This is a genomic window from Bradyrhizobium elkanii USDA 76 (genome assembly GCF_023278185.1).
Taxonomy (GTDB): Bacteria; Pseudomonadota; Alphaproteobacteria; order Rhizobiales; family Xanthobacteraceae; genus Bradyrhizobium; species Bradyrhizobium elkanii.
The window spans coordinates 7,172,917-7,197,723 of sequence record NZ_CP066356.1 but is presented as its reverse complement, the minus strand read 5'-3'; the positions used below and the strand labels follow the sequence as shown (position 1 = coordinate 7,197,723).

The 24,807-nt window shown below is 59.6% G+C and carries 22 protein-coding genes and 1 pseudogene; 14 read left to right on the top strand and 9 right to left on the bottom strand.

Annotated elements, in window-relative coordinates; all coding sequences use genetic code 11:
* Positions 1–604: 604 nt before the first annotated feature.
* Both JEY66_RS34365 and JEY66_RS34360 read left to right on the top strand, forming a co-directional pair.
* Positions 605–1,018 carry a hypothetical protein gene (locus JEY66_RS34365; protein ID WP_129964879.1) on the top strand — a complete coding sequence of 138 codons (414 nt, stop codon included), beginning with the start codon at positions 605–607 and terminating at the stop codon, positions 1,016–1,018.
* A gap of 371 nt (positions 1,019–1,389) precedes the next feature.
* Positions 1,390–1,728 (top strand): hypothetical protein, encoded by a 339-nt coding sequence (locus JEY66_RS34360; protein ID WP_018270150.1) that lies wholly within the window; start codon positions 1,390–1,392, stop codon positions 1,726–1,728.
* A 393-nt stretch (positions 1,729–2,121) separates the two neighbouring features.
* On the opposite strand, the gene JEY66_RS34355 is transcribed toward JEY66_RS34360, so the two are convergent.
* Positions 2,122–2,988 carry a nucleotidyl transferase AbiEii/AbiGii toxin family protein gene (locus JEY66_RS34355; RefSeq protein ID WP_244620913.1) on the bottom strand — a complete coding sequence of 289 codons (867 nt, stop codon included), beginning with the start codon at positions 2,986–2,988 and terminating at the stop codon, positions 2,122–2,124.
* 8 nt (positions 2,989–2,996) lie between these two features.
* The gene (locus tag JEY66_RS34350) at positions 2,997–3,818 is read right to left on the bottom strand and encodes a type IV toxin-antitoxin system AbiEi family antitoxin domain-containing protein (protein WP_018270153.1); all 822 of its coding nucleotides are present in this window, start codon (positions 3,816–3,818) and stop codon (positions 2,997–2,999) included.
* A 982-nt stretch (positions 3,819–4,800) separates the two neighbouring features.
* Here JEY66_RS34350 and istA point away from each other — a divergent pair.
* The 5 genes from istA (at position 4,801) to JEY66_RS34325 (ending at position 10,853) form a co-directional block, all read left to right on the top strand.
* Positions 4,801–6,315: an IS21 family transposase gene (gene istA, locus JEY66_RS34345; protein ID WP_026192312.1), complete on the top strand. Its 1,515-nt coding sequence runs from the start codon at positions 4,801–4,803 to the stop codon at positions 6,313–6,315.
* The gene (istB, locus tag JEY66_RS34340) at positions 6,312–7,124 is read left to right on the top strand and encodes an IS21-like element helper ATPase IstB (RefSeq protein ID WP_018269937.1); all 813 of its coding nucleotides are present in this window, start codon (positions 6,312–6,314) and stop codon (positions 7,122–7,124) included. The genes istA and istB overlap by 4 nt, the downstream gene beginning before the upstream one ends.
* 245 nt (positions 7,125–7,369) lie before the next feature.
* On the top strand, positions 7,370–9,634 hold the full coding sequence (locus JEY66_RS34335) for an NEL-type E3 ubiquitin ligase domain-containing protein (RefSeq protein ID WP_245287103.1): 2,265 nt from the start codon (positions 7,370–7,372) through the stop codon (positions 9,632–9,634).
* The gene (locus JEY66_RS34330) at positions 9,631–10,575 is read left to right on the top strand and encodes a hypothetical protein (RefSeq protein ID WP_198390624.1); all 945 of its coding nucleotides are present in this window, start codon (positions 9,631–9,633) and stop codon (positions 10,573–10,575) included. Before JEY66_RS34335 ends, JEY66_RS34330 begins: the two co-directional genes overlap by 4 nt.
* Before the next feature lie 11 nt (positions 10,576–10,586).
* Positions 10,587–10,853 carry a GmrSD restriction endonuclease domain-containing protein gene (locus JEY66_RS34325; RefSeq protein WP_018270157.1) on the top strand — a complete coding sequence of 89 codons (267 nt, stop codon included), beginning with the start codon at positions 10,587–10,589 and terminating at the stop codon, positions 10,851–10,853.
* A 27-nt stretch (positions 10,854–10,880) separates the two neighbouring features.
* Here the strand turns inward: JEY66_RS34325 and JEY66_RS34320 are convergent, their stop codons facing one another.
* Genes JEY66_RS34320 through JEY66_RS34310 form a run of 3 tightly spaced genes read right to left on the bottom strand, consistent with a single transcriptional unit; the run spans position 10,881 to position 13,224 of the window.
* Entirely contained in the window at positions 10,881–11,792 is a 912-nt protein-coding gene (locus JEY66_RS34320) for a nucleotidyl transferase AbiEii/AbiGii toxin family protein (RefSeq protein WP_016840792.1), read from the bottom strand.
* Positions 11,782–12,621 carry a type IV toxin-antitoxin system AbiEi family antitoxin domain-containing protein gene (locus tag JEY66_RS34315; RefSeq protein ID WP_018270158.1) on the bottom strand — a complete coding sequence of 280 codons (840 nt, stop codon included), beginning with the start codon at positions 12,619–12,621 and terminating at the stop codon, positions 11,782–11,784. The genes JEY66_RS34320 and JEY66_RS34315 overlap by 11 nt, the downstream gene beginning before the upstream one ends.
* A 54-nt stretch (positions 12,622–12,675) precedes the next feature.
* Entirely contained in the window at positions 12,676–13,224 is a 549-nt protein-coding gene (locus JEY66_RS34310) for a hypothetical protein (protein WP_018270159.1), read from the bottom strand.
* A 361-nt stretch (positions 13,225–13,585) separates the two neighbouring features.
* Between JEY66_RS34310 and JEY66_RS34305 the strand changes: the two genes are divergently transcribed.
* From JEY66_RS34305 to JEY66_RS34295, 3 genes are all read left to right on the top strand, one after another.
* A complete protein-coding gene (locus JEY66_RS34305) occupies positions 13,586–13,906 on the top strand; it encodes a helix-turn-helix domain-containing protein (RefSeq protein WP_016840789.1) in 321 nt (106 codons plus the stop codon).
* Positions 13,881–15,158, top strand: coding sequence for a type II toxin-antitoxin system HipA family toxin (locus JEY66_RS34300; RefSeq protein WP_051110141.1), 1,278 nt, complete (start codon positions 13,881–13,883; stop codon positions 15,156–15,158). The genes JEY66_RS34305 and JEY66_RS34300 overlap by 26 nt, the downstream gene beginning before the upstream one ends.
* Before the next feature lie 1,072 nt (positions 15,159–16,230).
* A complete protein-coding gene (locus JEY66_RS34295) occupies positions 16,231–17,565 on the top strand; it encodes an IS5 family transposase (RefSeq protein ID WP_248887575.1) in 1,335 nt (444 codons plus the stop codon).
* Between the two features lie 451 nt (positions 17,566–18,016).
* On the opposite strand, the gene JEY66_RS34290 is transcribed toward JEY66_RS34295, so the two are convergent.
* A complete protein-coding gene (locus JEY66_RS34290) occupies positions 18,017–19,126 on the bottom strand; it encodes a Fic family protein (protein ID WP_041482745.1) in 1,110 nt (369 codons plus the stop codon).
* Positions 19,127–19,413: 287 nt separating this feature from the next.
* On the opposite strand from JEY66_RS34290, the gene JEY66_RS45550 reads away from it, so the two are divergent.
* On the top strand, positions 19,414–19,827 hold the full coding sequence (locus tag JEY66_RS45550) for a recombinase zinc ribbon domain-containing protein (protein WP_080650320.1): 414 nt from the start codon (positions 19,414–19,416) through the stop codon (positions 19,825–19,827).
* A gap of 144 nt (positions 19,828–19,971) precedes the next feature.
* The gene (locus JEY66_RS34285; protein WP_018270164.1) at positions 19,972–20,118 is read left to right on the top strand and encodes a helix-turn-helix domain-containing protein; all 147 of its coding nucleotides are present in this window, start codon (positions 19,972–19,974) and stop codon (positions 20,116–20,118) included.
* Between the two features lie 248 nt (positions 20,119–20,366).
* Here JEY66_RS34285 and JEY66_RS34280 read toward each other — a convergent pair whose 3' ends face one another.
* Positions 20,367–20,576 (bottom strand): hypothetical protein, encoded by a 210-nt coding sequence (locus JEY66_RS34280; RefSeq protein ID WP_240536968.1) that lies wholly within the window; start codon positions 20,574–20,576, stop codon positions 20,367–20,369.
* A 170-nt stretch (positions 20,577–20,746) separates the two neighbouring features.
* On the opposite strand from JEY66_RS34280, the pseudogene JEY66_RS34275 reads away from it, so the two are divergent.
* A pseudogene (locus JEY66_RS34275) lies at positions 20,747–21,085 on the top strand (HipA domain-containing protein); the annotation flags it as partial.
* Positions 21,086–21,299: 214 nt separating this feature from the next.
* Positions 21,300–21,602 (top strand): hypothetical protein, encoded by a 303-nt coding sequence (locus tag JEY66_RS34270; protein ID WP_018270166.1) that lies wholly within the window; start codon positions 21,300–21,302, stop codon positions 21,600–21,602.
* Positions 21,603–21,820: 218 nt separating this feature from the next.
* Here JEY66_RS34270 and JEY66_RS34265 read toward each other — a convergent pair whose 3' ends face one another.
* Both JEY66_RS34265 and JEY66_RS34260 read right to left on the bottom strand, forming a co-directional pair.
* Positions 21,821–22,834, bottom strand: coding sequence for a hypothetical protein (locus JEY66_RS34265; protein WP_141382107.1), 1,014 nt, complete (start codon positions 22,832–22,834; stop codon positions 21,821–21,823).
* A 1,043-nt stretch (positions 22,835–23,877) separates the two neighbouring features.
* On the bottom strand, positions 23,878–24,717 hold the full coding sequence (locus tag JEY66_RS34260; protein ID WP_240536970.1) for a glycoside hydrolase family 12 protein: 840 nt from the start codon (positions 24,715–24,717) through the stop codon (positions 23,878–23,880).
* Positions 24,718–24,807 lie beyond the last annotated feature (90 nt).

Here is a 24,807-nt window from a genome sequence, read left to right as displayed (position 1 = left end):
TCCGGAAAGCGTCTGCCTGCTAGGCGGATTCTCGTACCAGCGTCTGGCGATGTCTCGTCACCGGTGCACCGGACGCTTGCCGTACGACTGTCGTTTCCAACCAAGGCTATGCCGCAATACTGCTTAAAGGCTTGATTCAAGCCGTCGATCTCCAATGCCGGGGCAGTTCCAGCTTTTTTCTTTCCTCGTGCAGATTGGGCGTGGCGGGAAATCGTCGGTAGCAATGAACGGTCCGAACCGTACGCTCGTGCCCGACAGGTCGAGAGGTGCATGTATCGCCTGAAGTCACGATGCGCCGACCGGCGCTCACGATCTAAGAGCGATGCTGTAGCGTGTGGAGGAGCTCCCATAGTGGAGTTCGTCCGTTATGGACAATGGGCGCGCGGCGCTCCGGCTGCGGGTCTGTCCTGCTACGCTGACGTACCGGCCCTCGATGAAGAGTCGTGCATTAGCTTGAGCGAGGGCGAGGTCAAATCCCAGGAGCTGGCCCCGCGGGATTAGCCAATATAGTTGAGGTTAACGGCGTCGTGCTGTTGACGATCCGCCCCTGACATTGATCCATTGCAGGGGAACTGCACACACACAGCCATCGGAGACACGGCAAGTGTCCTTCCAGCTGACCGTCCTGAAAGTATTGGCCGGCCAGCCTGGCGGGCGGGCTTCCGTTGCCGAAGTCCGACGCGCCGTGGAGATCCTGATGAACAGCGGCCGTGACTGGACCGATCGCATGAAGCGGTTGGCCGAACATGCGCCGGACCTGAATATCTTTTCGGCGAAGTATGTCTTTCGCGATGCGTTCGGCTGGGAAATTACGGAAGACGGCCGGCAATTCCTCTCTGCGCTCGAAAGGGCCGTCGCCGATCAAAGAGAGTCACCTCGATCAACGATCGACTCCTCGCGCAGCGAAGTCGCTGCGCAAGCGGTCACAGATGCGGCAAAATCACTTACTCCCCGCAGTCTTCGTCAGAGGCCGCGGCGACGCCGCAGGAAAGGTGGATTCAATCGACGTACAGCATGAAGCGGGAGCCCGACCAGGTGCGAGGCGCGCACAGCAGCTGACCTTGGCAAAAGTGCTATCGATCTCGCGCGGCATCGATCAAAACTGCGGAAAATATCTTGCAGTGTAACCTGGGTCATATGCAGCCCCACTTCTTCACGGGCATTATCCGGAAGGCAGTTTCGGTGGGGTACTATGGACGACGAGTTTTGTAGAGAGAGGGCGCGAACCGTCCGGGAACTTGCTGAGCAAGCTGACCCGTTCATCAAAAAGCGCTTGTTGCAGTTGGCCGCCAATTACGAACGGCGCGTTGGTCAGCCAGAAAGAGCAGACCGAGATCGCGCTGACCTGCTGGTATGTAGGGCGCCCATCCACCCGTCGTGATTTCAGAGATGGCGCTTACCATTACAATCATCGGGCGGCGATGCGGGGCGTCATCGCTGCCAGCCTTTGCCGTTACGCCACTGGTGAAGGGGAATGCATCGGACCTTCACATCACGTTGCCGGATATACTTAGCCCGGAAGAGAGCGTCGAAGTGGGGTATTTCGGGATCGGGCTGAAATCGGGTCGTAAGCAAGCCTACGCGCAAATCGCGATCGAGGATTATGTCGAGGAACTCAAGGCCGGACAAATCCTCGAGATAACCGATATGGACGAGCTCCGCGCGAGCCACGAAATCCGCGTCATTGCTGATGGCGGAGGGGAAGAAGCAGAAGCGCAAGCTGTATGACTGCTTCGTCTACGAACTGACGTATACGCTGCCAGCAATGGCGCCTTCGAATTCGTCGTTGCCGACGCCGGGCGAGCGGTGCTTGCAAGCCTGCGGGAAAATTCGGAGTTTGCCGGCCTTGAAGACTCCGGCGCATTGCGGGTCGCTGCATCCCACGGCGCGTCGCGGCTCGACCGCCGCACGGGCCGCGGCTACGGGATCGGTAAGTTGTTTCGCGCCCTGGCTCACGATGCCGCCGAGCTAGTTTCGCAGCGTCCCACGAACCATCACGTCGCTTCCCACATCCCGAGCGGCTTAACGCACAACTGCTGAAACGCCTTCGAGCCTAACGAATGAAGTTCGTACGTGGCCGGAGCAGCAAAAGCGGTCGGTGCACTGGGGTGAGTCATAGGGTCAGGTGCTGGCCAGCTCAGGCATTTCGAACTGCTTCGCCATGGCGGACGTCTCAGCCCAGGCGTGGCCGGGGATACGTTTTACAAGCTTCGTAAAGACCGTAACGAACGCGGCGCGCTCGGCTTCGGCATCAAAATCCTCGGCGTCGTCCGCGGCAAGTAGCGGGCGCACGTCGGCCAAAAACGATGGATCTTCCAGCTTCGCCCACATGCGCTCCTCGGCCTCGGCGCGGGAAATGGCTTGGCCGGAAGCACCTAGATATTTGCCCAACAGCTCCACGATGCGTGCGGCGTCTAGTCCGTCGAGCAACGCAACAGCTTTGGCAAGGTCGACGAGGCCCCGGCCCTTGTCACGTTGGAGAAGCGCGCGGAGCTTCGTTGCCAGGATTTCCTCCCGGCTGAATGATGCAATGTCCGCCTTGTCATTGAACCAGGGATTCTTGACCTGGAACGGAAACGACTTTGCCCCGTCATAAGCAATGCGCTCTCGTGTGGCGATCTCGACTTTGACGCGGATCGGCTGAGAGGCGTTTTCATCTTCGGGCTTGATAGTGAAAGTAAGCCGAGGCCCTATCTCTCCGAGGTCGTAATGCGCCCGCCCCATCCATGGCTCCAGGACAGCCCGGAGATGGTCCAGAATTGGGCCCACGGGGCCTTCCGTCGTGCGCGTGAGATCTATGTCTTCCGAGTACCGATAGGCGCTTGGGAAGTGCAGCTTGTTTAGAGCGGTGCCTCCGCGGAACCGCAGCTCTTTCTTCAGATAATCATCCTTGAAGATTTCAACGAGTGCCCTGGATATGATGAGGTCTTGCTCGACCTGTCGATCTTCGGGCCATGGAGCTTTTTGACTCCATGCAACGATGTTCATGGCTGGAATCATTGATCGAGCTCCGGACGGCGATGGACCAGCACGTTCCAGCGTGTGTCACGTTCCGGCGGCTTGCGGGTCTTGCTACTACGCTTGGAAGGATCGAGTTCGACCCAGGGCAGCAGTTTTTCGTTTTGCAGGTAGGCGTGAAGTGACTCGGCTGCCTGGCTGTGTTTGACGTAGTCGAGCAGGTATCCGAGGCGCTGGATAACGGACCGCTCAAAGGCGGGTGCCAATTTCTGGAGTTCGTGCGCCTTCATTTTAGCCCCGAGATCAGAAAGGACAGTGGCAATGCTGTCTATCGTTCCGGTCACATGCATATAGCGCAGCAGGTCGAGCCCAGTGAGTTCGGGCGACGATAGCTTGAAGCGGCCAGTATCGGTCTTGTGGTCAACGATCGCTCCCGAAAGAGCGCCTATTTCCTTTCGATAGAAGAAGGAAAGGATCGAGCGGCCGGCGCGGATTTTGGGCATCCGTTTGTCGGTTACGATTTGGAATTGCATGACCGCCTGGTGGGACGCGCCGTGTATCTCAGCCGCCTTGAGCAATCCGACATAATATGGGTGCCCCTCGTGTTCCATGAGATCGTCGATATACCACTGCGGCGGTGGAGCACCGCGCACCAGGTACTGTGGAGGGACGACGACGTAAAAGCCGTGCCGCGGATTAAGAAGCTGCCCTTTCTTCCGCAGGCGTTTGGCGGCGGCCAGGAAGCCCCGCGAAGTTACCTCCAGTTCGGCGATCGCTTCGTCCCGCGTAAACGAGATCCGTCCACCGGCGAGCAGATCCGTTAGATAGGAAGCGAGAGTTCGGCGGCTACGAAGCATCATGTATAAATATACCCCAGAAGGTATTTTTCAACACAAAGCTATGTTATAAAATCCATAGAAAGTGGTGTTTTTCATACATGGGACTGTACCGATTCCGGTGCCTTACAGTCGTTCCTTCGCAGGACCAAGCCTGTCCCGGCCCAACAAAAATCTCCCGTAAGGCCTGTTATCCGCGTGCCCCGAGTTGGCGGCCACCGGGAGACCGCAATGAGCATTATAACTGGTGACTTCGTTACAGTGCGCGCTTAGATTGAGCAGGAAAATATTCGTAGTTTCGGAAACGATTTGGAATGCCGCTTTCGCTAAAACCGTCCAGTGCTACCGAATGCAATTTTTCTGAATGGTCGATTAACAAGAAAAGCCGTGCCAAGCTGTTGAAGTTATCGCCTACCCGTATTTGCGACAGGAAGAAAACGCTCAGCGCGTGATCAATGCCTTGTAGCCGCGCCGACGGGCTTCAAAAGGCAAGCGCGGACGTTCTTGAGAGAGCCTCAGAAATCTGCTTCTCGAAGTTCCGACATGGTCCGGCATCGGCATGTTGAACTCCAGCGCGGGCAATCAAGCGCTAAGCGTCCCGCAGGACAGTTACGCTCATTCTGATTTCTCGTCAGCTTCTCGAAAGCCAAGCCTTGTAGCGAGAACGTGTTTATCCAGCTCCGGCATTAGCTAATCGTATCTGTCAAAGGAGATGGGATGATCGTTCAACAAGCTCAACCCATTCGAGGCCCCAGATGTCGATCGGGCGTACTATCATGGGCTGGAAGAGCAGCAGGCGGACGAAGCGGGTGCCGCGCGGCAATCAGGGTGACAGTGGAGCGTCAATCAGGATGAGAGAGCTTCGCCGGGCTCGTGACGCAGGGAGGGCGTAGCCCGACCGGAGTTACGAGCCCGGCGTCGGCGCGATCCACAGGGGACCGCGCCGACTGGTGATCGCGGCCGGCTGGTTGTGCAAGTGGTTCTTCCGCCAAGAGGAATCACTCGCTTGCCAGGCCGACACGTTACCGATCACCAGATGAGGCTCTACATGAAGTACCGTCAGACCGATACCCCGCCAGTGGCCGCCGCCAAGGCGTCGTTCAGTACCTCGACCGCGTATCGCTTTGAGAAGGATCGAAGGCTCCCATTGCAGAAGAAGGGAGCCCGCGGCCGGCGCCGACCGGACCCGTTGGCCAGTGTTTTTGAGACCGAGGTCGTGCCGATGTTGAAGGCGGCCCCCGGCGTGCGGGCTGTCGCGATCTTCGAGGAGATGTTACGCCGCCACCCTGAGCTCGGGGCTGGAATCCGCCGCACGCTGGAGCGCCGGATCCGCGCCTGGCGGGCAATCCACGGCGAGGAGCAGGAAGTCATCTTCCGTCAGACCCACGAAGTGGGTCAGGTCGGCCTGTCCGACTTCACCGACATGGGCGAGCTCGGGGTCACCATCGCGGGCGTGCCGCTCGATCATCGCCTCTATCACTTCCGGCTGGCCTATTCCGGCTTTGAGCACGCCCATGTCGTGCTCGGTGGCGAGAGCTTCGTCGCCTTGGCGGAAGGACTGCAGAATGCTCTGTGGTCGCTCGGCGGCGCGCCGCGGGAGCATCGGACCGACAGTCTGTCGGCCGCCTTCTGCAATCTGGACCGGAATGCTCAGGACGATCTGACCCGGCGGTACGAGGACCTCTGCGCCCATTACGGCATGCGGCCTTCCCGCAACAATCGCGGCATCGCCCATGAGAATGGGGCGATCGAGAGCTCGCATGGCCATCTCAAGCGGACGATCGCCGATGCGCTGCTATTGCGCGGCACTGCCGACTTCGATGATCTCGCGGCCTACCGCGGCTTCATCGACGAGATCGTCAGCCGCCGCAATGCCCGCAACGCCAAGCGCATCGACCACGAGCGCGCCACCCTGCAGGCATTGCCAGATCGCCGCACCTCGGACTACGAGGAGGTGATTGTCCGCGTGACGTCAAGCGGCGGCTTCACCTTGCGCAAGGTGTTCTACACCGTGCCGTCACGCCTGATCGGCCACCAGCTGCGGGTGCGCCTTTACGATGATCGTCTCGACACGTTCGTCGGCGGCACCCATCTCGTCACCCTGCCGCGTGGGCGGCCGCATCCCAACGGCAAGCACGACCAGGTCGTCGATTATCGGCACGTGATCCATTCCTTGCGGCGCAAGCCAATGGCGCTGCTCAATCTCGTCTACCGTGATCGGCTGTTCCCGCGCGATGCCTATCGGAAGACCTTCGATCGTTTGCGCGAACGGCTGCCGGACAAGAAAGCCTGCCGGCTCATGGTCGATCTGCTTGCGCTGGCGCACGAGCGCGGCTGCGAGGCCGAACTCGCCGGTCAGCTCGCCGCCGACCTGGACGCCGGCCAACTGCCCGATCTCGGACAGCTGCGCACGCACTTCGCGCCCGATCCTGCCCGTGTGCCGCAGGTCGTGGTGCATCTCGCGCCACTGGCCGCCTATGAGTGCCTTATCGGCACCGCCGAGATCGGAGGTGCCGCATGAACACGGCCAACACCGTCGACACCGCGCGCCTCAATCTGTTGCTCAACGAGCTGCGGCTGCCCGCCATCAAGGTGCTGTGGCCGCAATTTGCTGAGCAGTCCGACAAGGAAGGCTGGCCGGCGGCCCGCTTCCTCGCCACCATTGCCGAGCACGAGATCGCCGAACGCGGCCGCCGTCGCATCGAGCGGCACCTCGTCGACGCACGGCTGCCAGCCGGAAAGACCTTCGACAACTTCGACTTCGAGGCCGTGCCGATGATCTCCAAGGCGCAGGTCACCGCGCTCGCCGCCGGCGACGGCTGGCTGGGCAAGGGCGCCAATTTGCTGCTGTTTGGCCCGCCCGGTGGCGGAAAGAGCCATCTCGCAAGTGCTCTCGGCCTCGCTCTGATCGAGAACGGATGGCGCGTTCTCTTCACCAGAACCACCGATCTCGTGCAAAAGCTCCAGGTGGCGCGGCGCGAGCTCAACCTCGAGGCCGCCATCAACCGCCTTGATCGCTTCGATCTCCTGATCCTCGATGACCTGGCCTACGTCACCAAGGACCAGGCCGAGACCAGCGTGCTGTTCGAACTCATCAGCGCACGCTACGAGCGACGCTCGATGCTGATCACAGCCAATCAGCCATTCGGCGAATGGAACAGGGTCTTCCCGGACCCCGCTATGACCCTCGCCGCCATCGATCGGCTTGTCCACCACGCTACCATCGTCGAGATGAACGTCGAAAGCTATCGCAGGCGGACCGCGCTCGAACGAAAACGCGGACCTGGACGCCCGCCGTCACACGCGACACCCAAAACCGTCTCTGATTGACGCTCCGCGACAATCAGAGTTCAAAAAACTCTTGCGCGCGACAATCAACGCGGCAATCATCACCTCGCCGCGACACCGACTCGCCATCCTGATTGTCGTGCGCTTCCCACCCAGATTGTCGCGCTATAGAAGCGGGGTTTCCGCAGCACCTGAACGAGTTGCATCCGCACGAGCGCCCGCCCTCCAGTTCAAATAGGCTCGGCGACGCGGACGTTGTGTCGAACAGAGATGCGGATCCTTTGGGAATGCCGCATGAGGGTCGCGTCGGACAGGGCACCTCGCGGTTGCCATCGGATCCGCCAGCCTTCTCTGGACAAGGGATCAATCAACATGTGCTTTTTACGGCCACGGATCGCGGTGGCCAGCTGCCAGCCGGCAGTTTCAGTCTGCCGGATTATTGGCACGGCATGGATGCGGCTGCCGATTGGCCGACGCATAGTGTCGGTCAGGAGGAGCATTCGTGGGCGGAGGCCAGTGACGTGGCGCCGGAGTGGGCAACGACCCCAGCAAATCCTTGGCAGCAAAATCTCGGGGCAGCAATTCTCGGCCGACGGCCCCTGCGAGGTGATGGCAATACCTCAACAGGAGGCGGCCGGCTCACCCCGGCCGCAGCGCAGTGGACCGAAGCATTGCATGACACACGGGCCTCTGGCCCTGCAGGCGGTGCGGCGGACTTCGAAGGCTCCGTCCTCAGGGAATCGCGGCTCGACCAGATCTTGGACAAATGGGCCTGCGATGAGCGGCAGGCGGAAGGCGAGGATCGGCAAGAGGCGGTAAGACGAATAATAGCCTGGGGCGAAACTGGCGACGTCTATGCAGGGCTGGAGCTGCAATACTTGGGCCTGACGACATTGCCCGACACCCTTCCGCCCGGGCTCCGATCGCTCAACGTGAGCGACAACGAGCTGGTGCACTTGCCTGACATCCTCCCGTCTGGACTTCGGACGCTCGGCGCCAGCAACAACCGATTGACTCGCCTGCCCGACGCCCTCCCGACGGGACTCCAGTCACTCGTCATCGGCAGCAACCAGCTGACCAGGCTGCCCGACACCCTCCCGGAGGGTCTTTCGACACTCGCCGTCAGCAGCAACCGGCTGACCAGCCTGCCCGACACCCTGCCGGTCGGGCTCCAGGACCTCGATGTCCGCGGCAACCTGCTGACCAGCCTGCCCGACGCCTTCCCGAGCGGACTTCAGTTGCTTGCCGTCGGCGGCAACCGGCTGACCAGCCTGCCTGATACCCTCCCGCCCGACCTCCAAGAGCTCGAAGCCGATGGCAACAGGCTGGCGAGCCTGCCCGACACTCTCCCGGCCGAGCTCCAGTTGCTCTTCGCCCGCGATAACCACCTGAATAGTCTGCCCGAGACACTCCCGCCCGAGCTCCAGAGACTCCACGTCAGCGGCAACAGGCTGACGAGCCTGCCCGAGACCCTCCCGGCCGAGCTCCAGGTGCTCGAGGCACGCGACAACCGGTTGATCGGCTTGCCGGAGACCCTGCTAACCCAGCTAGGTTCTGGGTGCATGGTTTATGTGGATGACAATCCGCTGCCCGAGCAGGTGCGGACGAATTTGGCGGGAGCTCTGAATGCCCCGAACTATGCTGGCCCGCGGGTCTTCTTCTCGATGGGCGGGGGAACGGCGGTGGATCAGGAACGGCCACTAGCCGAGGCGGTAGCGGACTGGTTGAAGGGCGAGCCGGAGGCGATCGCCGCCTGGCAGAACTTCGCCGACGAGGCGGGTGCCCCGGCATACGCGCTCTTCCTCGACAAGCTGCAGAAGACTGTGAATTATGATAATCCCGAGTTCAGACAGGCGGTGGCCGAGGACCTGCGGCAGGCAGCGACCAGGCCGCCATTGCGCCAGCAGTTTTTTCAGCTGGCTTTCGGGGCGAGCGAGACCTGCCAGGATCGCATCACCCTGACCTGGAACGGCATGCAGACCGCACGTCTGAAGGCTGATGTCGAGGATGGGGCCTATGACGATCGGCTCGGTGAACTCATCCAGCAGGCGCGGGTCCTGTTCCGCCTGAACGCGCTCGATCCGATCGCCCGTCAGAAGGTCAACTCGCTCCGGTTCGTCGACGAGATCGAGGTCTATCTCGCCTATCAGGTCAAGCTACGTGATCGGCTGGACCTGCAGCTCATCGCGCCGGACATGCGGTTCTATGAAGTCTCCTACGTCACTGAGCACGATCTCACCGCAGCCGAGACGCAGGTGCGCAATCAAGAGGAGGCGGGGTTCGCCGACTATCTGGCAACTCACTGGCAACCTTGGGAGACGGTGGTGAGCCGGATCGCCCCCGAAGCCCATGCACAGATGCAGGTCCGGCTCAGGGAGGCGATGGACGAGGAGTTTCCGAGCCGCCTTGAGCAACGGCTCGCAGATCATCACCTAACCGGAGACAGCGAGGCCGAGGTGCAGTTCGGAGCCCAGATCCGCGAGGAGATCGCCCGCGAAATTAAGGGCGCGCTGATGCGCCAGGTGCTTGGGGACCGCGGGCTTGAACTGTGAGCGGCCATCCGATTGCGAGGGGCGTCGATCTTGTTTCCACCCGCCTCTCGCTACGTCATGTTGTTTTCGGATGCCGTCGCACCGACGGCGCGGCTCCCGAGAGAGACCAGTGTGGTTTCACACACCTTAAGGACGAGTGGAAGAAGATCACGGGGCCATTGGAGCGCAACAAGGAAAAGCCGCTGCGCTTCCTGCGCTATTTCATCATGGCGAATTACAAGGTGAAGAACGAGCGCCGGGACGGTGTGGTGCGCAAAGACGAGATTTACGACTGGCTGATCGACAAAAACAATGCCGAGCTGTGCGGCTACCGCAGCGATTCGTTCGGCTTCGTCCGTAAGATCATTCGCAGCGTCGAGCGCTACATTGGCTTCACCGAAGGCCGTGGTAATGACGGCGCGTCCAGCACCGCCATGGACACGCTTCAGCAGCTTTGCGGCGCGGCATTCAGCTTGCACTATGTGCTGCTGGCAGCCGCGAACTTTCCCAAAGCGCTGTTCGATCACTTCGTGCGGCAGCTTGAAAGTTTCCTATTCTATTACATCTTCACCAAGACTCCGACAAGGGATCTGGAGCGCAATTTCTCGATATGGGCGGACGAACTGCGCGAGATCGCGGAAATTGCCGATGCGAAGGCGCAAAAAGCCAAGCTCAACGAGTTCGTGGCAGAACGGCTACAAAAGAACATGGTCGGCAAGGATCCCGAGCTGGGCGATACGCTCAAACGATACACACTTGGTTCGATGCAGCAGTACCGCACGCGCTATTTGCTGGCCAAGCTGGCGCAGCATGTTGAAATTGCCTTCAAGGGCATGAGGGGGCCCGGCGGCCTTGGCGAATTCACCGCGCTCGAGATCGAGCACATTCTGCCCGACACGCCGGAGGCCGATCTCCGCCAGTCCTTCACCGCCGCCAATCCCGGCAAGCGCTACACAAAGTAAAGCTTGGGAACGTGACGCTCTTGGAAAAGCCGATCAACATCGTGGCGAGCAACGGATTCTTCGAGAAGAAGAAGCCCGAATACGCGAAGTCGGGTCATTATCTCACGCGCAGCATCGTGGCCTTGAGCCCGGTCGGGAGGAATTCGTCGATCACGCGCATCAACGAAAAGTTGCAAGCCTTTGAGAACTGTTCGGCGACCGATATCGAACAACGGCGGGACATGCTGATCGCGCTTGGCAAAGACGTATGGCGCACGTCGCCGATCGACGTCAGCTAAAAAGCGTCAGGGGCGGCTGCGAGCCGCCTAGACGCCGAGCGCTTTCTTCAGTGCGGCCGTCAGCACCGCGCGTTTTTCTTTGGGCAGCTTGTCGAGATTGAGCTGGCGCCATTTGACGGCCGGAAGATCGGGCACCCCGGGCAGCCCCAGCAGATCCCACTCCGGCGCGCCTTGTTCGAAGCTGACCAGAAATTTCCGGTGCGCGTCCGGCATGTCGGCCACGATCGCCTTGATCATCTCCTCACGCGTTGCTTCCAGTTCGGTAAGCGGGACGGGCTCTTCTGTCATCCCGACGAAACCGTGTTCATAATCCTCCTTCATAGCTCGGCGCGGCGGATCGAGGACTTCCGCCATCGGCCTGTGGTGGCTGAGCATGTACACGACGAAGGCCTTTCGCAGATCGTCGGTGATGCCCTCGTTGGCGAGCAAATCACGCACGTCGAAAAAGTCGCGCGGATGCTGGCGGTCCAGCGCGGCGACCAGCTTTCCAGCATAGAGGTCCGCGTGCGAGACAACCTGGATCTCGGCGAAGCCGAATTCGTCCTCGACGGTATCGGTCACGGATTGCTTTTTGGCGGGATAGACGCAGCCGCGAAGGACCGGCGTCACCTCGATTTTGACGGTTGCGGCGCCGAGCTGGACGAATAGCTTGTTGACGCGCCCTTCGGTCAAGCCCTCTGTGACTTGGCACCCGCCGATTTGTGCCTTGATGCGGCCGGCGATGCGCGTGAGCGCGGTCTCGATCTCCTTGAGCGATTGGTCGCGCGGCTGCACCGGCAGATAGGTGAGGTCGATATCGACCGACAGGCGGGGCAGGTCGCGAACGAAGAGATTGATCGCGGTCCCGCCCTTGAGCGCAAAGCAGTCTTCCTGCGCGACCAGGGGGACGACGCGGATCAGCAGGGTAACCTGTCTGCGGTATTGGTCGCTAAACGGCATCGAGCCCTTTCGGCACGGTGATTTGATAGGTACGGTCGAGCACGCCGCCTTTGACCAGCATGCGCTTGCCGCTTCCGAGATCGACGTGATCCTTATTTATCTTGTTTTTCCAGGCATGCGAATGGCGATCGGCAAAGAAGAAAAGCAGCCGCTTGGCTTTCACGCTTTGGCAGGCTTGTAGCAATGTCTGCATGCGCCTGGGGCTTAGGGTCGAAAGGCTCTCGACCAGTTTGTCCACGGTCTCGAAGCTCTCGTGATCGGGAAGCTCGTCGAGTACTTCGAGCAGCGCCCGCTCCGGCGATGAAACCACCAGCGGCCAGCGCCATTGCCCCCATGACTGGATGACGAAGCCCTTTTCGGCCGCTTCCTTCTCGGCCGCGGCGTTGGCGCGGTCGAGATCGCCTTTGGGCGGCAGGCCCGCTTCCGGCGAGAAGAGCGCAGCGCTGTTGTGGAAGACGAAACGGATGGAGAGGGGAAGCTTCGAGAGCCAACCGGGCGGCGCGGAAGGTCCGTAGAGATGAACCTGCTGCGTGGCGCGAGGCAGGTAATGCTCGTAGCCTTGAAGCGCGAGCGCTGTTCGGCCGCCGACGGCCAGCGGCGTGCGGTAAAGAAGCGTCTGAAGGGATATGACGGCCTGCTCCCAGCTTAGGGCGCCGCGCGGCTTTCGGTACACGCGGCCGGCCGGTCGTTCGAGGTAGCCGGCCGCGACATACTTGCTGACGAGGCTGGTGGCGTAGCCGTGCTTGCTCAGCCAGGCAGCGTCAACGAGCAGCCCCTCCGGAAGATCCCGGCGCAGCTGGTTTAATTTTCCTGGCAATTGCGTCGTCATGCTACGCAAAATAGCATACCTTCAAACCAAGCGCTAGTTTAAGTTTCGCTCGATTTAAGTAGCGGTAGTACGTAAAATTGACATCTTGTAAACCGATCGTCGGCCCGCCCGCTGGAGACAGAAAATTAGGCTACGGTCTAAGGCCGCGGGCCTTCGCCACACAGGGCGGCGACCTTCGAGCGCACACAGCGCTTCGCCGCAGAACTTCAGGCCCGCCTGGGACCGCAAGCGCGGCATCGCGGACACGAGACCGAGCTGCACGTTGTAGCGGTTCCATTGCTGGCCGCCGGGATGCAAGATGCCGCCTAGAATACGCGCGTCATCGATGCGTCCGGCCGCCGCGAGATATTCGAGCGCGCGCACCGCATTCGGCCCGAACGGCACAAGCCAAGCCTTGGGCAGCACGGCGAGTTCATCCGCTAGGGTCTCCTCGATCACGCGGCTGGCTCCGGCATAGTTACCGAACCTCTTCAGGACCGGATAGCGCAGGACGGACGTGTAATGCGCGCGGTGCGCGGCGGATCCGAAGAGATCAAGCGTGAACGTAAGTCCGAAAAGCCGATGCAAGCCGAAGTGGTCCATCAACCACGCGTCGAGGCGCATGCCCCCCTTGAACGAGGCCGCATTCTTGGCGCGCTGCGCCGCCTCATCGAGCGAGGCGCGCCGGTAAGCGCCATGCGGAAGCTGAGTAGGGCTTCCAGAGCCTGCTGCTTGCCAGGCGTGACGCCGATGATGACGATGTCGGCCTTGTCGTTGAGCCATGGAGTCCATGCGCACGCGGTAGTTCGCCCCGCGCTGGTCGAGATTGCCTTAGGCATTGGGGAACCGCCCCTGGCCAGTAAGATACGTTCGCGGATCATTTTATTAGCCAATGATACGTAAACGGATCTATGGGCCTTGGCAGAAGCGATAAGCAATGATATGTTCACGCATCATTTAGAAGAAAAAGATACGTAAACGGATCATGGAGCGGAACTCAGAAGCAACCCAACAGCTAGGACGCCTCCTCCGGGATGCAAGAAAGCAAGCGGGCCTGACTCAAGAGCAGGTGGCCGAACGCGCGGGCATTTCCCGGCCGCGTTACCGCGATATCGAGCAGGGCAACGCCGCCGCGCGGGCGACAACGCTGATTAACGTCGCGCGCGCTCTCGGCATGGAGCTAATGCTGATCCCACAGGCCATGGTAGCCGGCGTCAACGCACTCCTTCGGCCCTCCGAAGGCGAGGATCGACCAGCGTTCACCACCGATATGGATGATGATGAGCACCCGGGTCCGCGCCCCTAATACCGTTCAGTCGCTGGAGGTGTTCCTTCAAGACCTCAGGGTCGGAACGCTCGTGCGTACGCCAGGCGATTTCAACGCCTTCAGCCTTGATCCGGCCTATCGCGCCATGTCGCGGCCCCCGATATTGAGCCTCTCGTTCCGCTCCGCCGATGGTGGGCTTCGCAAGGATCCGAAGCCCGCAGCACACGTGCTGCCCGCGTTCTTCGCGAACCTGTTGCCCGAGGACAAGCTTCGCGAGGCGATGGAAAAGCACCACGCCGGAGCAGTGAGGCAAGGAAACGATTTCGACCTCCTGGCGGCGCTTGGCGAAGATCTACCAGGTGCAGTGCGCGTGGTGCCGAGCGGCGGCAGCACCACGATAGCCATTCAAGATAATCCTCGTGACATCAAAGCGCGGTTTTCCTTGGCGGGAGTTCAGATGAAGCTCTCCGTGATGAAAAATACGGGAAAGGGTGTCGGACTGACTTTGCCCATCGGCGACGAGCAAGGTCAGTACATCGCAAAATTCCCCTCGGCCAATCTTGTCGGATTGTCGGAAAACGAGTTCGCCGTTCTGGCGCTGTCCGAAATCCTCGGAATGGATGTGCCGGAACGCGAGCTTGTCGAAAAATCCGATTTCGAAGGAATTCCCGAAGAATTCAACACATTGTCGACCGGCAAGGTTTTGCTGGTGAAGCGTTTCGACCGTGGACCCAAAGGTACCCGAATTCACATCGAAGATTTCGCCCAGATTTTTGGCCGGCAGCCATCCAAAAAATACGATGACGCATCATACCACGACATAGCCTCCGCGCTGAACGTAGCGGTTTCGACCGACGCCGCGCTCGAATTCGTTCGTCGACTGGCACTTGCCGCGCTCGTCGGCAACGGCGACATGCACTTGAAGAATTGGTCGACAATATACCCAGGTGAGGGGGGCACTCCGGCCATCGCCCCCGTGTACGACGTCCTATCGACCACCGCTTATTTTCCGAAGGACGATATGGCCCTCTCTTTGGGAGGAGAGAAATCCTTCAAAGCGCTTACTCCGGACCGCTGGCGAAAGTTCGCCAATCGCGCGCGGCTACCCGAGCCTGCAGTCATCTCTGCCGTCGAGCAGGTCGTATCGTCGGTGAACGACCATTGGTGGAAACTCCCCGAACGGGATGTCGTGCCGGCCGCTGTTCTCAGTAAGATCGATGCCAAGATCGAGGAGATGAGCCCGGTTCTGGATCCCGGGCACGTTCCGAAGTCGTCCCTGGCTACCCCCTGAGCTTTTGCCGCGGTGATCGGAGGTCCACTCCTGCCAGAACTTCATGAGCTGGAGATTACGATGTGGATGTCATCGAGGTGGTCGGTCACACCGACGAGCAGCCGCTCGGTCCGCGCCAGTCCAATCTCGATTGGAATCTGGCTTCCGTCCTAAGGAGTTCAACAAATGTGGCTAGCCTCGTTCCAGCAGTAATGCCGGGTTGGGATTGGCTCGTGCGGTGTCAGTTGTGAGCGTGCTGAGGCAAAGTCCGCTTGTACAAGCTAATTCTTCACGGCCTGCCTAAATCGGTCATGATCCTCCTGTGTTTGGACGTTTCCCGTTCGGGACCCGGGCGAACCCGCACCGCTTATCCGATTGGCCTACCACAGCGTCTCCTATCTGTTTTGAGAACAAAGTCTCCTGCATACCCGCCGCGAAGTAGCCTAGCTTCTGGCCGATTCAGTCGCAGGCGGCATCGAGACCAGGAGGCTAGGCTCGAATGCTAGGGCGGTTGGCTTTCGAGAAGCTGACGAGCTCGAGGGGAAAAGTGCCCCGTCGGGGCAGTTGCGCCGGCACGCGAACAACGGTTGCGGGACAAGCATGTTCCACGAATGTTGAAGCGATTGCGATTTCGTCACCGATTGCCAACGCGCAAAAGGCCTTCTTGACCGCTAGCCCAGCTCATTCCATTTCAAACGCATTTAATCGTTGCGGTCTCCGGCCATAATCGGCATCAGGAGCCGCATCTTCAGACAATCGCCAAAAAGCTTTTCGATCCGCTTGAATCGTTCGTCGGCCAATTTCTTTGTCTCTTCCAAACTCGCTTCGGCTTTGCTCGGATAAATTACGTCTACTGGGCCGGGGCATCCGAAATGCTCGCATGAGGATCGGCACAGAGGTTAGCTATCGCGGGCGTATTTGGTCGTCCGTGAAGAATGCGGATCGGCCTGATGGGTAAGCAGAAGTTGTCTCATTAAAGTATTCGATTTTGCAGGAAAGCCGGTTGTTGGGCCGCGGTTTCTTGCGTTTTGGGATTTTACTTTCGAGCGATTCGTGATTCCCTAACGGCGGGTCATCGGCATTGGGGACGGCGATGAGCAAACCGCGGGATGATCGCCAGAAAGACCTGTTGCTTCCGGCGCTTGATCAAATCATCGACATGGGCCACCCGCTGGTGCGGTTGGCGGCGCTGATCGACTGGAAGTTTCTGGATGACCGCTTTGGTTCGGTGTGCCAAACCGGTCCGGGGCAACCAGGCCTGCCGACGCGGCTTGTCGCCGGCCTGTTCATCCTGAAGCACATGCACAATCTCTCGGATGAGGTGCTGTGCGCCCGCTGGATTGAGAACCCCTATTATCAATACTTCTGCGGCGAGTTGAGCTTCTGCCACCGGCTGCCGTTCGATCGATCGTCGATGACGCGCTGGCGCCAGCGGCTCGGCGAGGAGCAGCTCGTCGCGCTGATCCAGGAAAGTCTGTCGGTGGCACACAAGACTGGCGCCATTGGTCCTAACGACCTGGAGCGGGTAGTGGTCGATACCACGGTGCAGCCAAAGGCCGTTGCGCATCCGACCGACGCACGGCTGATGCATCGGGCCATCACCAAGCTCGTCGGGTTCGCCAAGCGCAACCGTGTGCCGCTGCGCCAGAGCTATCTGCGCCTGGCGAAGCGCGCCGCCATCATGGTCGGCCGCTATACCCACGCTCATCAGTTCAAGCGCGCCCGGCGCCAACTCAAGTTCCTGCGGACGCGGCTTGGCCGGATCATCCGCGACATCCGCCGCAAGATTGATGGCGATGCGGTGCTGGAAGCGCGCTTCGGCCCGCTGCTCGATCTGGCGCAGCGGGTGCGCAGCCAGGATCAGCATCAGCGCGGCCCCAAGGTCTATGCGTTACATGCGCCGGAGGTCGAGTGCATCGGCAAGGGAAAAGCCCGCGCGCCTTACGAGTTCGGCTGCAAGGTCAGTATCGCCACCCCCGTGACGTCCCCGAAGGGCGGACAGTTCGTGCTCCATGCCAAGGCGCTGCACGGCAATCCCTTCGACGGGCACACGCTCGGCCCCGTGGTCGCCGACATGGAGAAGCTCACCGGCGTGGAGGCTCGCCGCATCCATGTCGACAAAGGGTACCGCGGCCACAACCACCCGCACCGGCTCAGGGTCTGGATCTCAGGTCAAGTTCGCCGCGTCACGGCTTCCATCCGGCGCGAGATGAAGCGTCGTGCGGCTGTCGAGCCCGTCATCGGTCACGTCAAGGCCGAGCACCGCATGGACCGCAACTATCTCAAAGGCCGCGTCGGCGACCGTATCAACGCCGTCCTCGCAGCGGCCGGCTACAACTTCGGCCTGCTCCTGCGATGGCTCGCAGAACTCTTGCGTGCCATCATCCGGGCGCTCGCCGAAACTGTCCCGGCTCAAAACATCGCTTAAATCAGCGCTCGTCCGCGTTCTTCACGGCGGACTATTTGTTGTGGAACAGAATGTATTTTTTTCGGAGCTCTTGAAGATTGCTGATTTTTCTTTTGCAACGCGACTGAAATCAGCTTTGATCGCGCCGCTACCCCGCTCCTGGTCGGTCAATTTCTCCGCGACAATCAAATGAACTTCTCGGAGATGGCCGCAAATGTAAACGTCTGCATTCTCCGCGCTTAGCTGAAAATCCAGTGCATGATGTATCGCTGTCATCTTTGCGTCGAAAGTTCTGAAAGCCATTCGGTTGACCAAACCGGGGCTTTAAAGCGCGGAATGCGAGGGTTTCGCGTATACGTTCATTGGAACCTCTTGCTAGCGGACAGAGCTCGGCCATCTCAGCTCGGGTGCTGGCGCGCCACGTTTCCGCTTTTCAGGCCGCCATGAACATCCTCTTAGGTCGCTGATGTGTTCAGACTTCGTCAATCAATGAATAGCTCGTGCTACGCCCGCCGGGCGCGTCTTTCACCAAAACGCCCCTGGCAACGAGATCATCGATGTCCCGCAGGGCTGTATCCTGCGATGATTTGGTAAGCTGTGCCCATTTCGAAGATGTGAGCTTGCCTTCAAAGCCCTCGAACAAACGCTCAATCATCGCCCGCTGTCGGTCGTTAAATTTCTGGTTCGCTTGCTTCTTCCAGAAGTGGGCTTTCCGTAGAACCGAGGCGAGGATGGTGTCGGCGCGATCAAAAGCCCGGTCAAGACAGTCCAGAAACCACTCCAGCCATACCGTGATGTCGAGATCGCCTTTCTGCGTGGCTTCGAGGAGATCGTAATAGGCGTTCCGCTCCTGCCGGATCTGCGCTGACATGCTGTAGAAGCGCTGTGAACTGTTCTCTGATCGCGCCAGCGCCATGTCGGAAATCGCGCGGGCGATACGACCATTGCCATCTTCGAGCGGATGGATGGTAACGAACCACAGATGCGCCACGGCAGCCTTGATAACTGGATCGATGTCCTGCGTACCGTTGAACCAGCCGATGAAGGCTTTCATCTCGTCAGGAAGCAAACCAGCTTTGGGAGCTTCATAGTGAACGCGCTCGCGTCCGATTGGCCCCGAGACAACCTGCATCGGCCCCGTATCGTCCGTGCGCCAGTTCCCGACGGCGATCTTCGTCATGCCGCTGCGGCCCGTCGGAAACAAGGCGGCATGCCAGCCAAAGAGACGGTCAGAGGTGAGGGGAGCCTCATATCTGCCGGTGGCGTCCAGCATCATCTCAACGATGCCCTCGACATTGCGCTCGACGAGCGTAAAGGCGCCGATATCGACACCCAGGCGGCGCGCAAGCGATGATCGCACCTGATCGCGGCTCAGAACCTCGCCCTCGATCTCGCTCGACTTGGTGACTTCCTCGGTAAGGGCCTCAAGATTGGCTTCGGTTCGCAGCCGAAAACCGAGCTCTTCCATGCGACCGGTGATGCGACCCTGCCGGTTACGGACAGCTCCCAGCTTCTGGGCCAGCTTTGAGTTGTTCCAGGTAAATTTCGGCCAGTCTTTCAGTTCGTGGATATAAGGCGCCATCACCGCACTCATGGGGAGAATATGCATCTTATCTGCAAACGCAACAATATTCTACGCACGGGGTGCGGAGAATAAGGGTAATATTCTCCGCAATATCAATAAAATCAACGGCTTGCGCGTGAGCCTATAAGATGATCCTTGGCCAGTCATCGCTCCACAAACACTGAAATGGAACGATTTTATTCCACATTAGTGGATGGAGGTCTTATCAGGCAGTCTTAGGTTGAGTTGGGTCATTCCCGTCGTCGACGAGGCGCCGCACTAAATCCACGGGATTTTCATGAACGATGATACCTCGCGAGCGCGCTCGGGCTGTCCTGGACAAGCGTAATGCCACCAAGCTTCGGCGTGGTCCAAGAGACTTTCCCTTCTCAGGGCTTATGAATTGCGGACACTGCGGCTGTGTCTTCGTCGGTGAGCCCCACAAGGGGCGCTACATCTATTATCACTGCACCGGCTACAAGGGTAAATGCAGCGAGTCCTATGTTCGCACGGAGGTCATCGCCGCGAAATTCCCCGAACTGATGGGCCGGCTGCATTTTTCGGAGAAGGTCCATCAGTGGATCGTTGCGGGGCTTCATCAAAACCATGCTGTCGAAAGAAGAGGACGACGAGGCAGTGGCGCGACTTCAGGCCGAATACGACCGTCTGACGCAGCGCCTACGCGCCTCGTATGCCGACAAGCTCGACGGGCGGATTGACAACGCGATAACTCCGCGAGGAGTTTCTCACCCAGTACGAAATCCCCCAGGGCGAACTCGCAAAGGCGATGGGCGTGCCGCGGTTTCGCATCAACGAGATCATCAACGGCAAGCGGGGCGATCACGGTCGAGACAGCCGTTCTGTTGAGCAAGGCGCTTGGCACCTCGGCGAAGTTTTGGATCAATTTGCAGACCGCAGTCGGCCTCTTCGACGCTGAAAAGAAGCTCGCCGGCGAAGCCAATATGGTTCGTTGTCTTTTGCAGGACTCCGAGTTCATCACGGATATGTAGGCATGGCCAGATACCGCGGCACTTGGCGAGGGTGGTCGTGGAAGATGAGACCGCAGTCAACTGCCGGATGCGAAGGCTCGTATGCGCCGTGGAGATCGACGGGAGTGGTTCGGCGTTGGATCCTTGAGGCGTAACGAGACAAGAGGCGTAACGAGACAAGGGACCGCTGGAAATCCCTCAGCGGTCCGGCCTTGTCTTGAAGGGCAGGGGTGGGCCAAGCGCAAGCGCTTTCTTAACCAAGCTCTCGCTCAATTGACGTTGCCTGAGGGTTGAGCGGGTATCGGAGAGTCTTGGGCATCAAAGTATTCTTCGATCTCACCAACCGCTCTCTGCTCCCATTCGTCGGCCTGCGTCAGCAATGAGACTCGCTGGAGTGGGCGGAATGCTGCGGCTTGACGGCACAGCGAAGCTATTGCGCGGTAGCGACGCACGTTTTCCAGAATTGCCGATCCTGTCATGTTTGATTTCCCATTCAGCTTACAAACGCGAACATGAGGCGGATCGATTTTCGATTGGTTAGCGGCCGGCCCTGAAAGCATCCATGGTTGGCAAATCCTTGCGATTTCTGACTCCTCAACGCAGGACGTCTGACTTCCTAGCCGTTCAAGACGATCCACGTGAGATAAACGCGCGGTTTTCCTCGGCGGGAGTTCAGATGAAGCTCTCCGTGATGAAAAATACGGGCAGGGGTGGCGGACTCAGTTTGCCCATCGGCGACGAGCAAGGTCAGTACATCGCAAAATTCCCTTCGCCCAATCTTGTCGGATTGTCGGAAAACGAGTTCGCCGTTCTGGCGCTGTCCGAAATCCTCGGAATGGACGTGCCGGAACGCGAGCTTGCCGAAAAATCCGATTTCGAAGGAATTCCCGAGGAATTCAACACATTGTCGACCGGCAAGGTCTTGCAGGTGAAGCGTTTCGACCGTGGACCCAAAGGTACCCGAAATCACATCGAAGATTTCGCTCAGGATCTTTGGCCGGCAGCCACTCGCCGCGACAATTAGGACCCTGAGTTTAGCTCAGGTGTTTCCGCCTGACTGACGCGGAAGCCGAGACGGCCTTCAAGGCTATCCGTGGGCCGATATCGTGGGCGGCGAAGGTAAGGTTGCTGAGGTGGACGGCGGCGGCTGAAATACTCCCCAGCCTGATTGTGCAAGCGCCGTCGAGGCTGTACGCCTCCTGATGATTGATCCGGCGCATGTCGGAGCGTTCATGCGGGCCATCCCAGTAGGCGGCTCGCTATTTCGGCTACGTGAAGCCCGCCAACCTCAAGAGGATCGCATTGACCGTTGCTTTACCCGTAACCAGAACGGCAAGGGCAAGGTCGCCATCCGCGGGCGCGGCGGCAATTCGGTCCCGCCCGTGTTCGGTTCCGAGAGGCAGGCCGTCGCTTTCATCAAGGCCGGGATCGCCAAAGGCACGGTCGTCAACGCCGACGAAGGGCGCCAGGCTGAGATCGATAGGCCTCGCGATGGTCCTCGATGAAGCGGAAGATCACGTCCGGCTTCCGGCAAAAATCGCAATCAGCTTCTTAAAATGTCTCGCTCCATGCGCAGCCGTTCGTTCTCCTGGCGCAGCAGAGCGCCATTTCTGCCGTCACTTTCGGAATGAAAGCAGGTGGTCGGGATGTTGGTCGTGGAGACGATTGCGCCGAGAAGGACTGCCGCGAGCAGCCGGCTGCCTGCCGAGGGCAGTCGCAGACCTCATCGTGACTGCGTGACCAGCTCGAGCTGGAGCGCGGCCAGAGCGCTGATGTCGTGGCGGTGTTCGATGGCCTCGCCCGCAGCCTGCGCGGCCTGTACCAGGGCGGCCTCTTTGCGTTCGGTCATCAGTTTGTCGGCTTCGATTTGGGCCAGCTGCTTTTCACGCTCATCCGCTGGGAGCGCGGCGGCATCGTCGCTGTTCGTGTCGATCAGCTCGATCACCTTTTCGGTCAGAGTGTCACGAAGGGCCCAACAAAGCAGCCCAATCACATCGGGAACCTGCCCAGATGCGGTGCCCACAACCCGCGTGTTCTTATCGGGGACGACAGCAATCAGATTGTGTTCCTGGAGGGTGTAAGGCCATCCGATCTCGCTGGTGTTGTCATCAATCATGGCCGAGATAGACGGCGCCCCACGTTCCGCCAGGCGCGCGATCAGCGCCGCGGCGTCTCGCTTCTTCGCCTCACTGGGAAATGGCGCACTGCGGATCTGGTGGGCGTCGGCTTCGAGCTCGCGAATGTGCAGGCGCAGACGCTCGAGCGCGTCAATGATCCGTTCGCCTCGCTCTAGAATCTCCGACAGCGCGATTGGAGAGACGGAGGCAAGGCGCGCGCGCGACGGCAGGCCACCGTGAGCCAAAAAGGCCCGGCAGCGAGATGCCAGGATCTCGCAGTTCCGCATGCGGGCAGCAGCGGTCGCCTCTCGAGCGATGAGGCGACGCAACTTTTCAGTCAGTTCGCTGGCTTGCTTGTCGAGGTCACGGATTTGCTTGTCCTCCTTTTCTGCGCCGGGACGGTCGCCGCCGCGGGCCAATATCAGCCGTTGGCGGTGGGTCTCGACGCGATGAAGTTCGGCACGAGTTGCGCGCATCTGCTCCTCAACCGGCAACCACGTTGAGCGCGCATTCGCTGCACGATCCACGATCGCCTCAAAACGATGCCGCGCGCCCTCATCGGGCAGCAGGTCGGCGGGGTCACTATGCAAGTAACTCGGGAAGCTTATGTGGTCATTCACTTGTCGTCTCTCGCCGTTCCGTATCAGATGTCCCATTTTCGGGGCAATGACTCGCCGTGCGTGTTTCTATACCGCTTTCCCCCTCCCGATTGTCATCGGTGTGACGTCGATTTACAGATCGAACCAGCGTCAAGAAATTTGCCTCCGTTGAACACGATGATGTAGTTGCGGTCGACGCTCGGGAGGAGGGCACTCTCGCTATTGTCAAGCTCTGTCAATCAAACGATGCCAATTGACCGGCGCCGACGACGAAACGTGCTGCTGCTTGGGCCGCCCGGCTTGGCAAGAAACACCTTGCGGTCGCGCTGGGGCACTGAAGCGAGTTGATCTCCGATGGATGTACAATCGGCTTGATCTCGACGAGGGCCCGATCTGGCGGCGGGCTCGGCGACTATGGGTCCATATTGCTATGGCCCAGGTGAAGGAGGCGGCCCCGGTTAGGAATCGGTTGGTCGTCACCTCCCGATGGCATCATTCCACGCCAGTCGTCCAGCAAGCTCTTTGACCGACGAGGATAAGCATAGCCTCGGGCTTGGCTGTCCTGCGGGAGGCAACGGGATTAAGTCCAGGGGCAAGTTCATCGCGAATTTCTCACCGATGTAGTTTGAATAATGCAAGGCAAGTCAGCCACGCTCGGTGACCAAGTTCTTGCCACTGCTCGATGTGATGCATCGGCAATGACAGCCCACGCCTAGTGCGGAAGTGGTCGGCTTCACCAGCGGGCACCATATACCTTCGTATCGTTCCATGCCCCCATTAGATGCCCGACCTTTCCCTACGTTCAATGGAGCCGCCGATACGATGGTCTTATTTTCAGGATGCGCGGTAGCGCCCCGCTATCGCTGCCCTCCTTGGGCGTTCCTCCCTAGACTTGGGTCGCTTGCGGCAACGCAAGCGGCTCTTCTTTTGTAAGTGCCGTCAAGCGGTGCGGTCTCTGGTCGCTGTGTCACTGGAGTCGGACCTTTCAACAGTAAGCGGCAAGCTGAGACCGTCAGTCGGCGCGCCCAATGGCATGACTGCAGGCAAGCTCACCCTGTGGATATTCACTTCGAGGTCACTGCCCAGTTGTTGAAATTGAAGTTCATTCCTCCTGGTGAAGAAGTAATCTCGACACCGTATTGGACGCTACCAACCTTGATGTCGCCAAAGTAGCCCTTCGACTTGATCCACTCCAGGGCACTCTTGATGTCCACCGTGCCGTTGTTGGTCTTCGAGGTGGGTAGCAGTGAGATGACCTTGTGACCATTGAAGCCTTCAAACACGTTCCAAGTCGCTCCACCTATGTTGACATTTCTGTAGACTGGAATCGCGGCCCCGGAAGGGGCGTAATGATACGAAATTGGCTTAACGTTGCCGCCACCGTCGGGATTTCCGGTGTAGTTTGTCCAGAGCATTATCTCATGCTCGTTTGAGCTGTCCCAAATATCATAGGCGGTGTCCCAAGCGCCGCCGCCAGGCACTTGCTGGCTGAAGCTCGAGGTCAAACTCTTGATGGAGCTGAGCGGCTTTCCGACGTTGAAAGTCTCGTGCGGATAGCTTTTGATGCCAGGAGTGTTAGGCTGGTTCGACCACACGTCCCACTGGTTGACGGCTCTCACTGAAATCGTCTGAGGCCCAGCGCCTGTCCCCCATACGTCGTTGTTCCAAGAGTAGTCACCGCGTGAAAAGCTCCCGTATGGAGCGCTCGACCTCCAAATCGGAGCTTTCGCCGACCCTGGTGCGACAGCTGATGACGACTTGGCTTCATTCACGACCTGCCTAAATCGGTCATGATCCGCCTGCGTTTGGACGTTTCCCGTTGTGGACCCTGGCGAGCCCGCACCACTTATCCGATTGATCTCCAAAGCGTCTCCTATCTGTTTTGAGAACAAAGTTTCCTGCATACCCCGCCGAGCACGTATCCGCAGGATTCGTGGCCAGTTCAGTCGCAGGCGGCGTCGATAGCTAGGCTCGAATGCTAGGAAGGTTGGCTT

What these genes read in the sequence shown, in the direction of transcription:
- JEY66_RS34360 (WP_018270150.1), top strand. Translation starts at nt 1,390, where the DNA reads ATGGCGCTTACCATTACAATCATCGGGCGGCGATGCGGGGCGTCATCG.
- JEY66_RS34355 (WP_244620913.1), bottom strand. Translation starts at nt 2,988, where the DNA reads ATGAACATCGTTGCATGGAGTCAAAAAGCTCCATGGCCCGAAGATCGA.
- JEY66_RS34350 (WP_018270153.1), bottom strand. Translation starts at nt 3,818, where the DNA reads ATGATGCTTCGTAGCCGCCGAACTCTCGCTTCCTATCTAACGGATCTG.
- istB (WP_018269937.1), top strand. Translation starts at nt 6,312, where the DNA reads ATGAACACGGCCAACACCGTCGACACCGCGCGCCTCAATCTGTTGCTC.
- JEY66_RS34335 (WP_245287103.1), top strand. Translation starts at nt 7,370, where the DNA reads ATGCCGCATGAGGGTCGCGTCGGACAGGGCACCTCGCGGTTGCCATCG.
- JEY66_RS34320 (WP_016840792.1), bottom strand. Translation starts at nt 11,792, where the DNA reads ATGCCGTTTAGCGACCAATACCGCAGACAGGTTACCCTGCTGATCCGC.
- JEY66_RS34315 (WP_018270158.1), bottom strand. Translation starts at nt 12,621, where the DNA reads ATGACGACGCAATTGCCAGGAAAATTAAACCAGCTGCGCCGGGATCTT.
- JEY66_RS34310 (WP_018270159.1), bottom strand. Translation starts at nt 13,224, where the DNA reads ATGCGCCTCGACGCGTGGTTGATGGACCACTTCGGCTTGCATCGGCTT.
- JEY66_RS34305 (WP_016840789.1), top strand. Translation starts at nt 13,586, where the DNA reads ATGGAGCGGAACTCAGAAGCAACCCAACAGCTAGGACGCCTCCTCCGG.
- JEY66_RS34300 (WP_051110141.1), top strand. Translation starts at nt 13,881, where the DNA reads ATGAGCACCCGGGTCCGCGCCCCTAATACCGTTCAGTCGCTGGAGGTG.
- JEY66_RS34295 (WP_248887575.1), top strand. Translation starts at nt 16,231, where the DNA reads ATGAGCAAACCGCGGGATGATCGCCAGAAAGACCTGTTGCTTCCGGCG.
- JEY66_RS34290 (WP_041482745.1), bottom strand. Translation starts at nt 19,126, where the DNA reads ATGGCGCCTTATATCCACGAACTGAAAGACTGGCCGAAATTTACCTGG.
- JEY66_RS45550 (WP_080650320.1), top strand. Translation starts at nt 19,414, where the DNA reads ATGATACCTCGCGAGCGCGCTCGGGCTGTCCTGGACAAGCGTAATGCC.
- JEY66_RS34280 (WP_240536968.1), bottom strand. Translation starts at nt 20,576, where the DNA reads ATGACAGGATCGGCAATTCTGGAAAACGTGCGTCGCTACCGCGCAATA.
- JEY66_RS34270 (WP_018270166.1), top strand. Translation starts at nt 21,300, where the DNA reads ATGATTGATCCGGCGCATGTCGGAGCGTTCATGCGGGCCATCCCAGTA.
- JEY66_RS34260 (WP_240536970.1), bottom strand. Translation starts at nt 24,717, where the DNA reads ATGCAGGAAACTTTGTTCTCAAAACAGATAGGAGACGCTTTGGAGATC.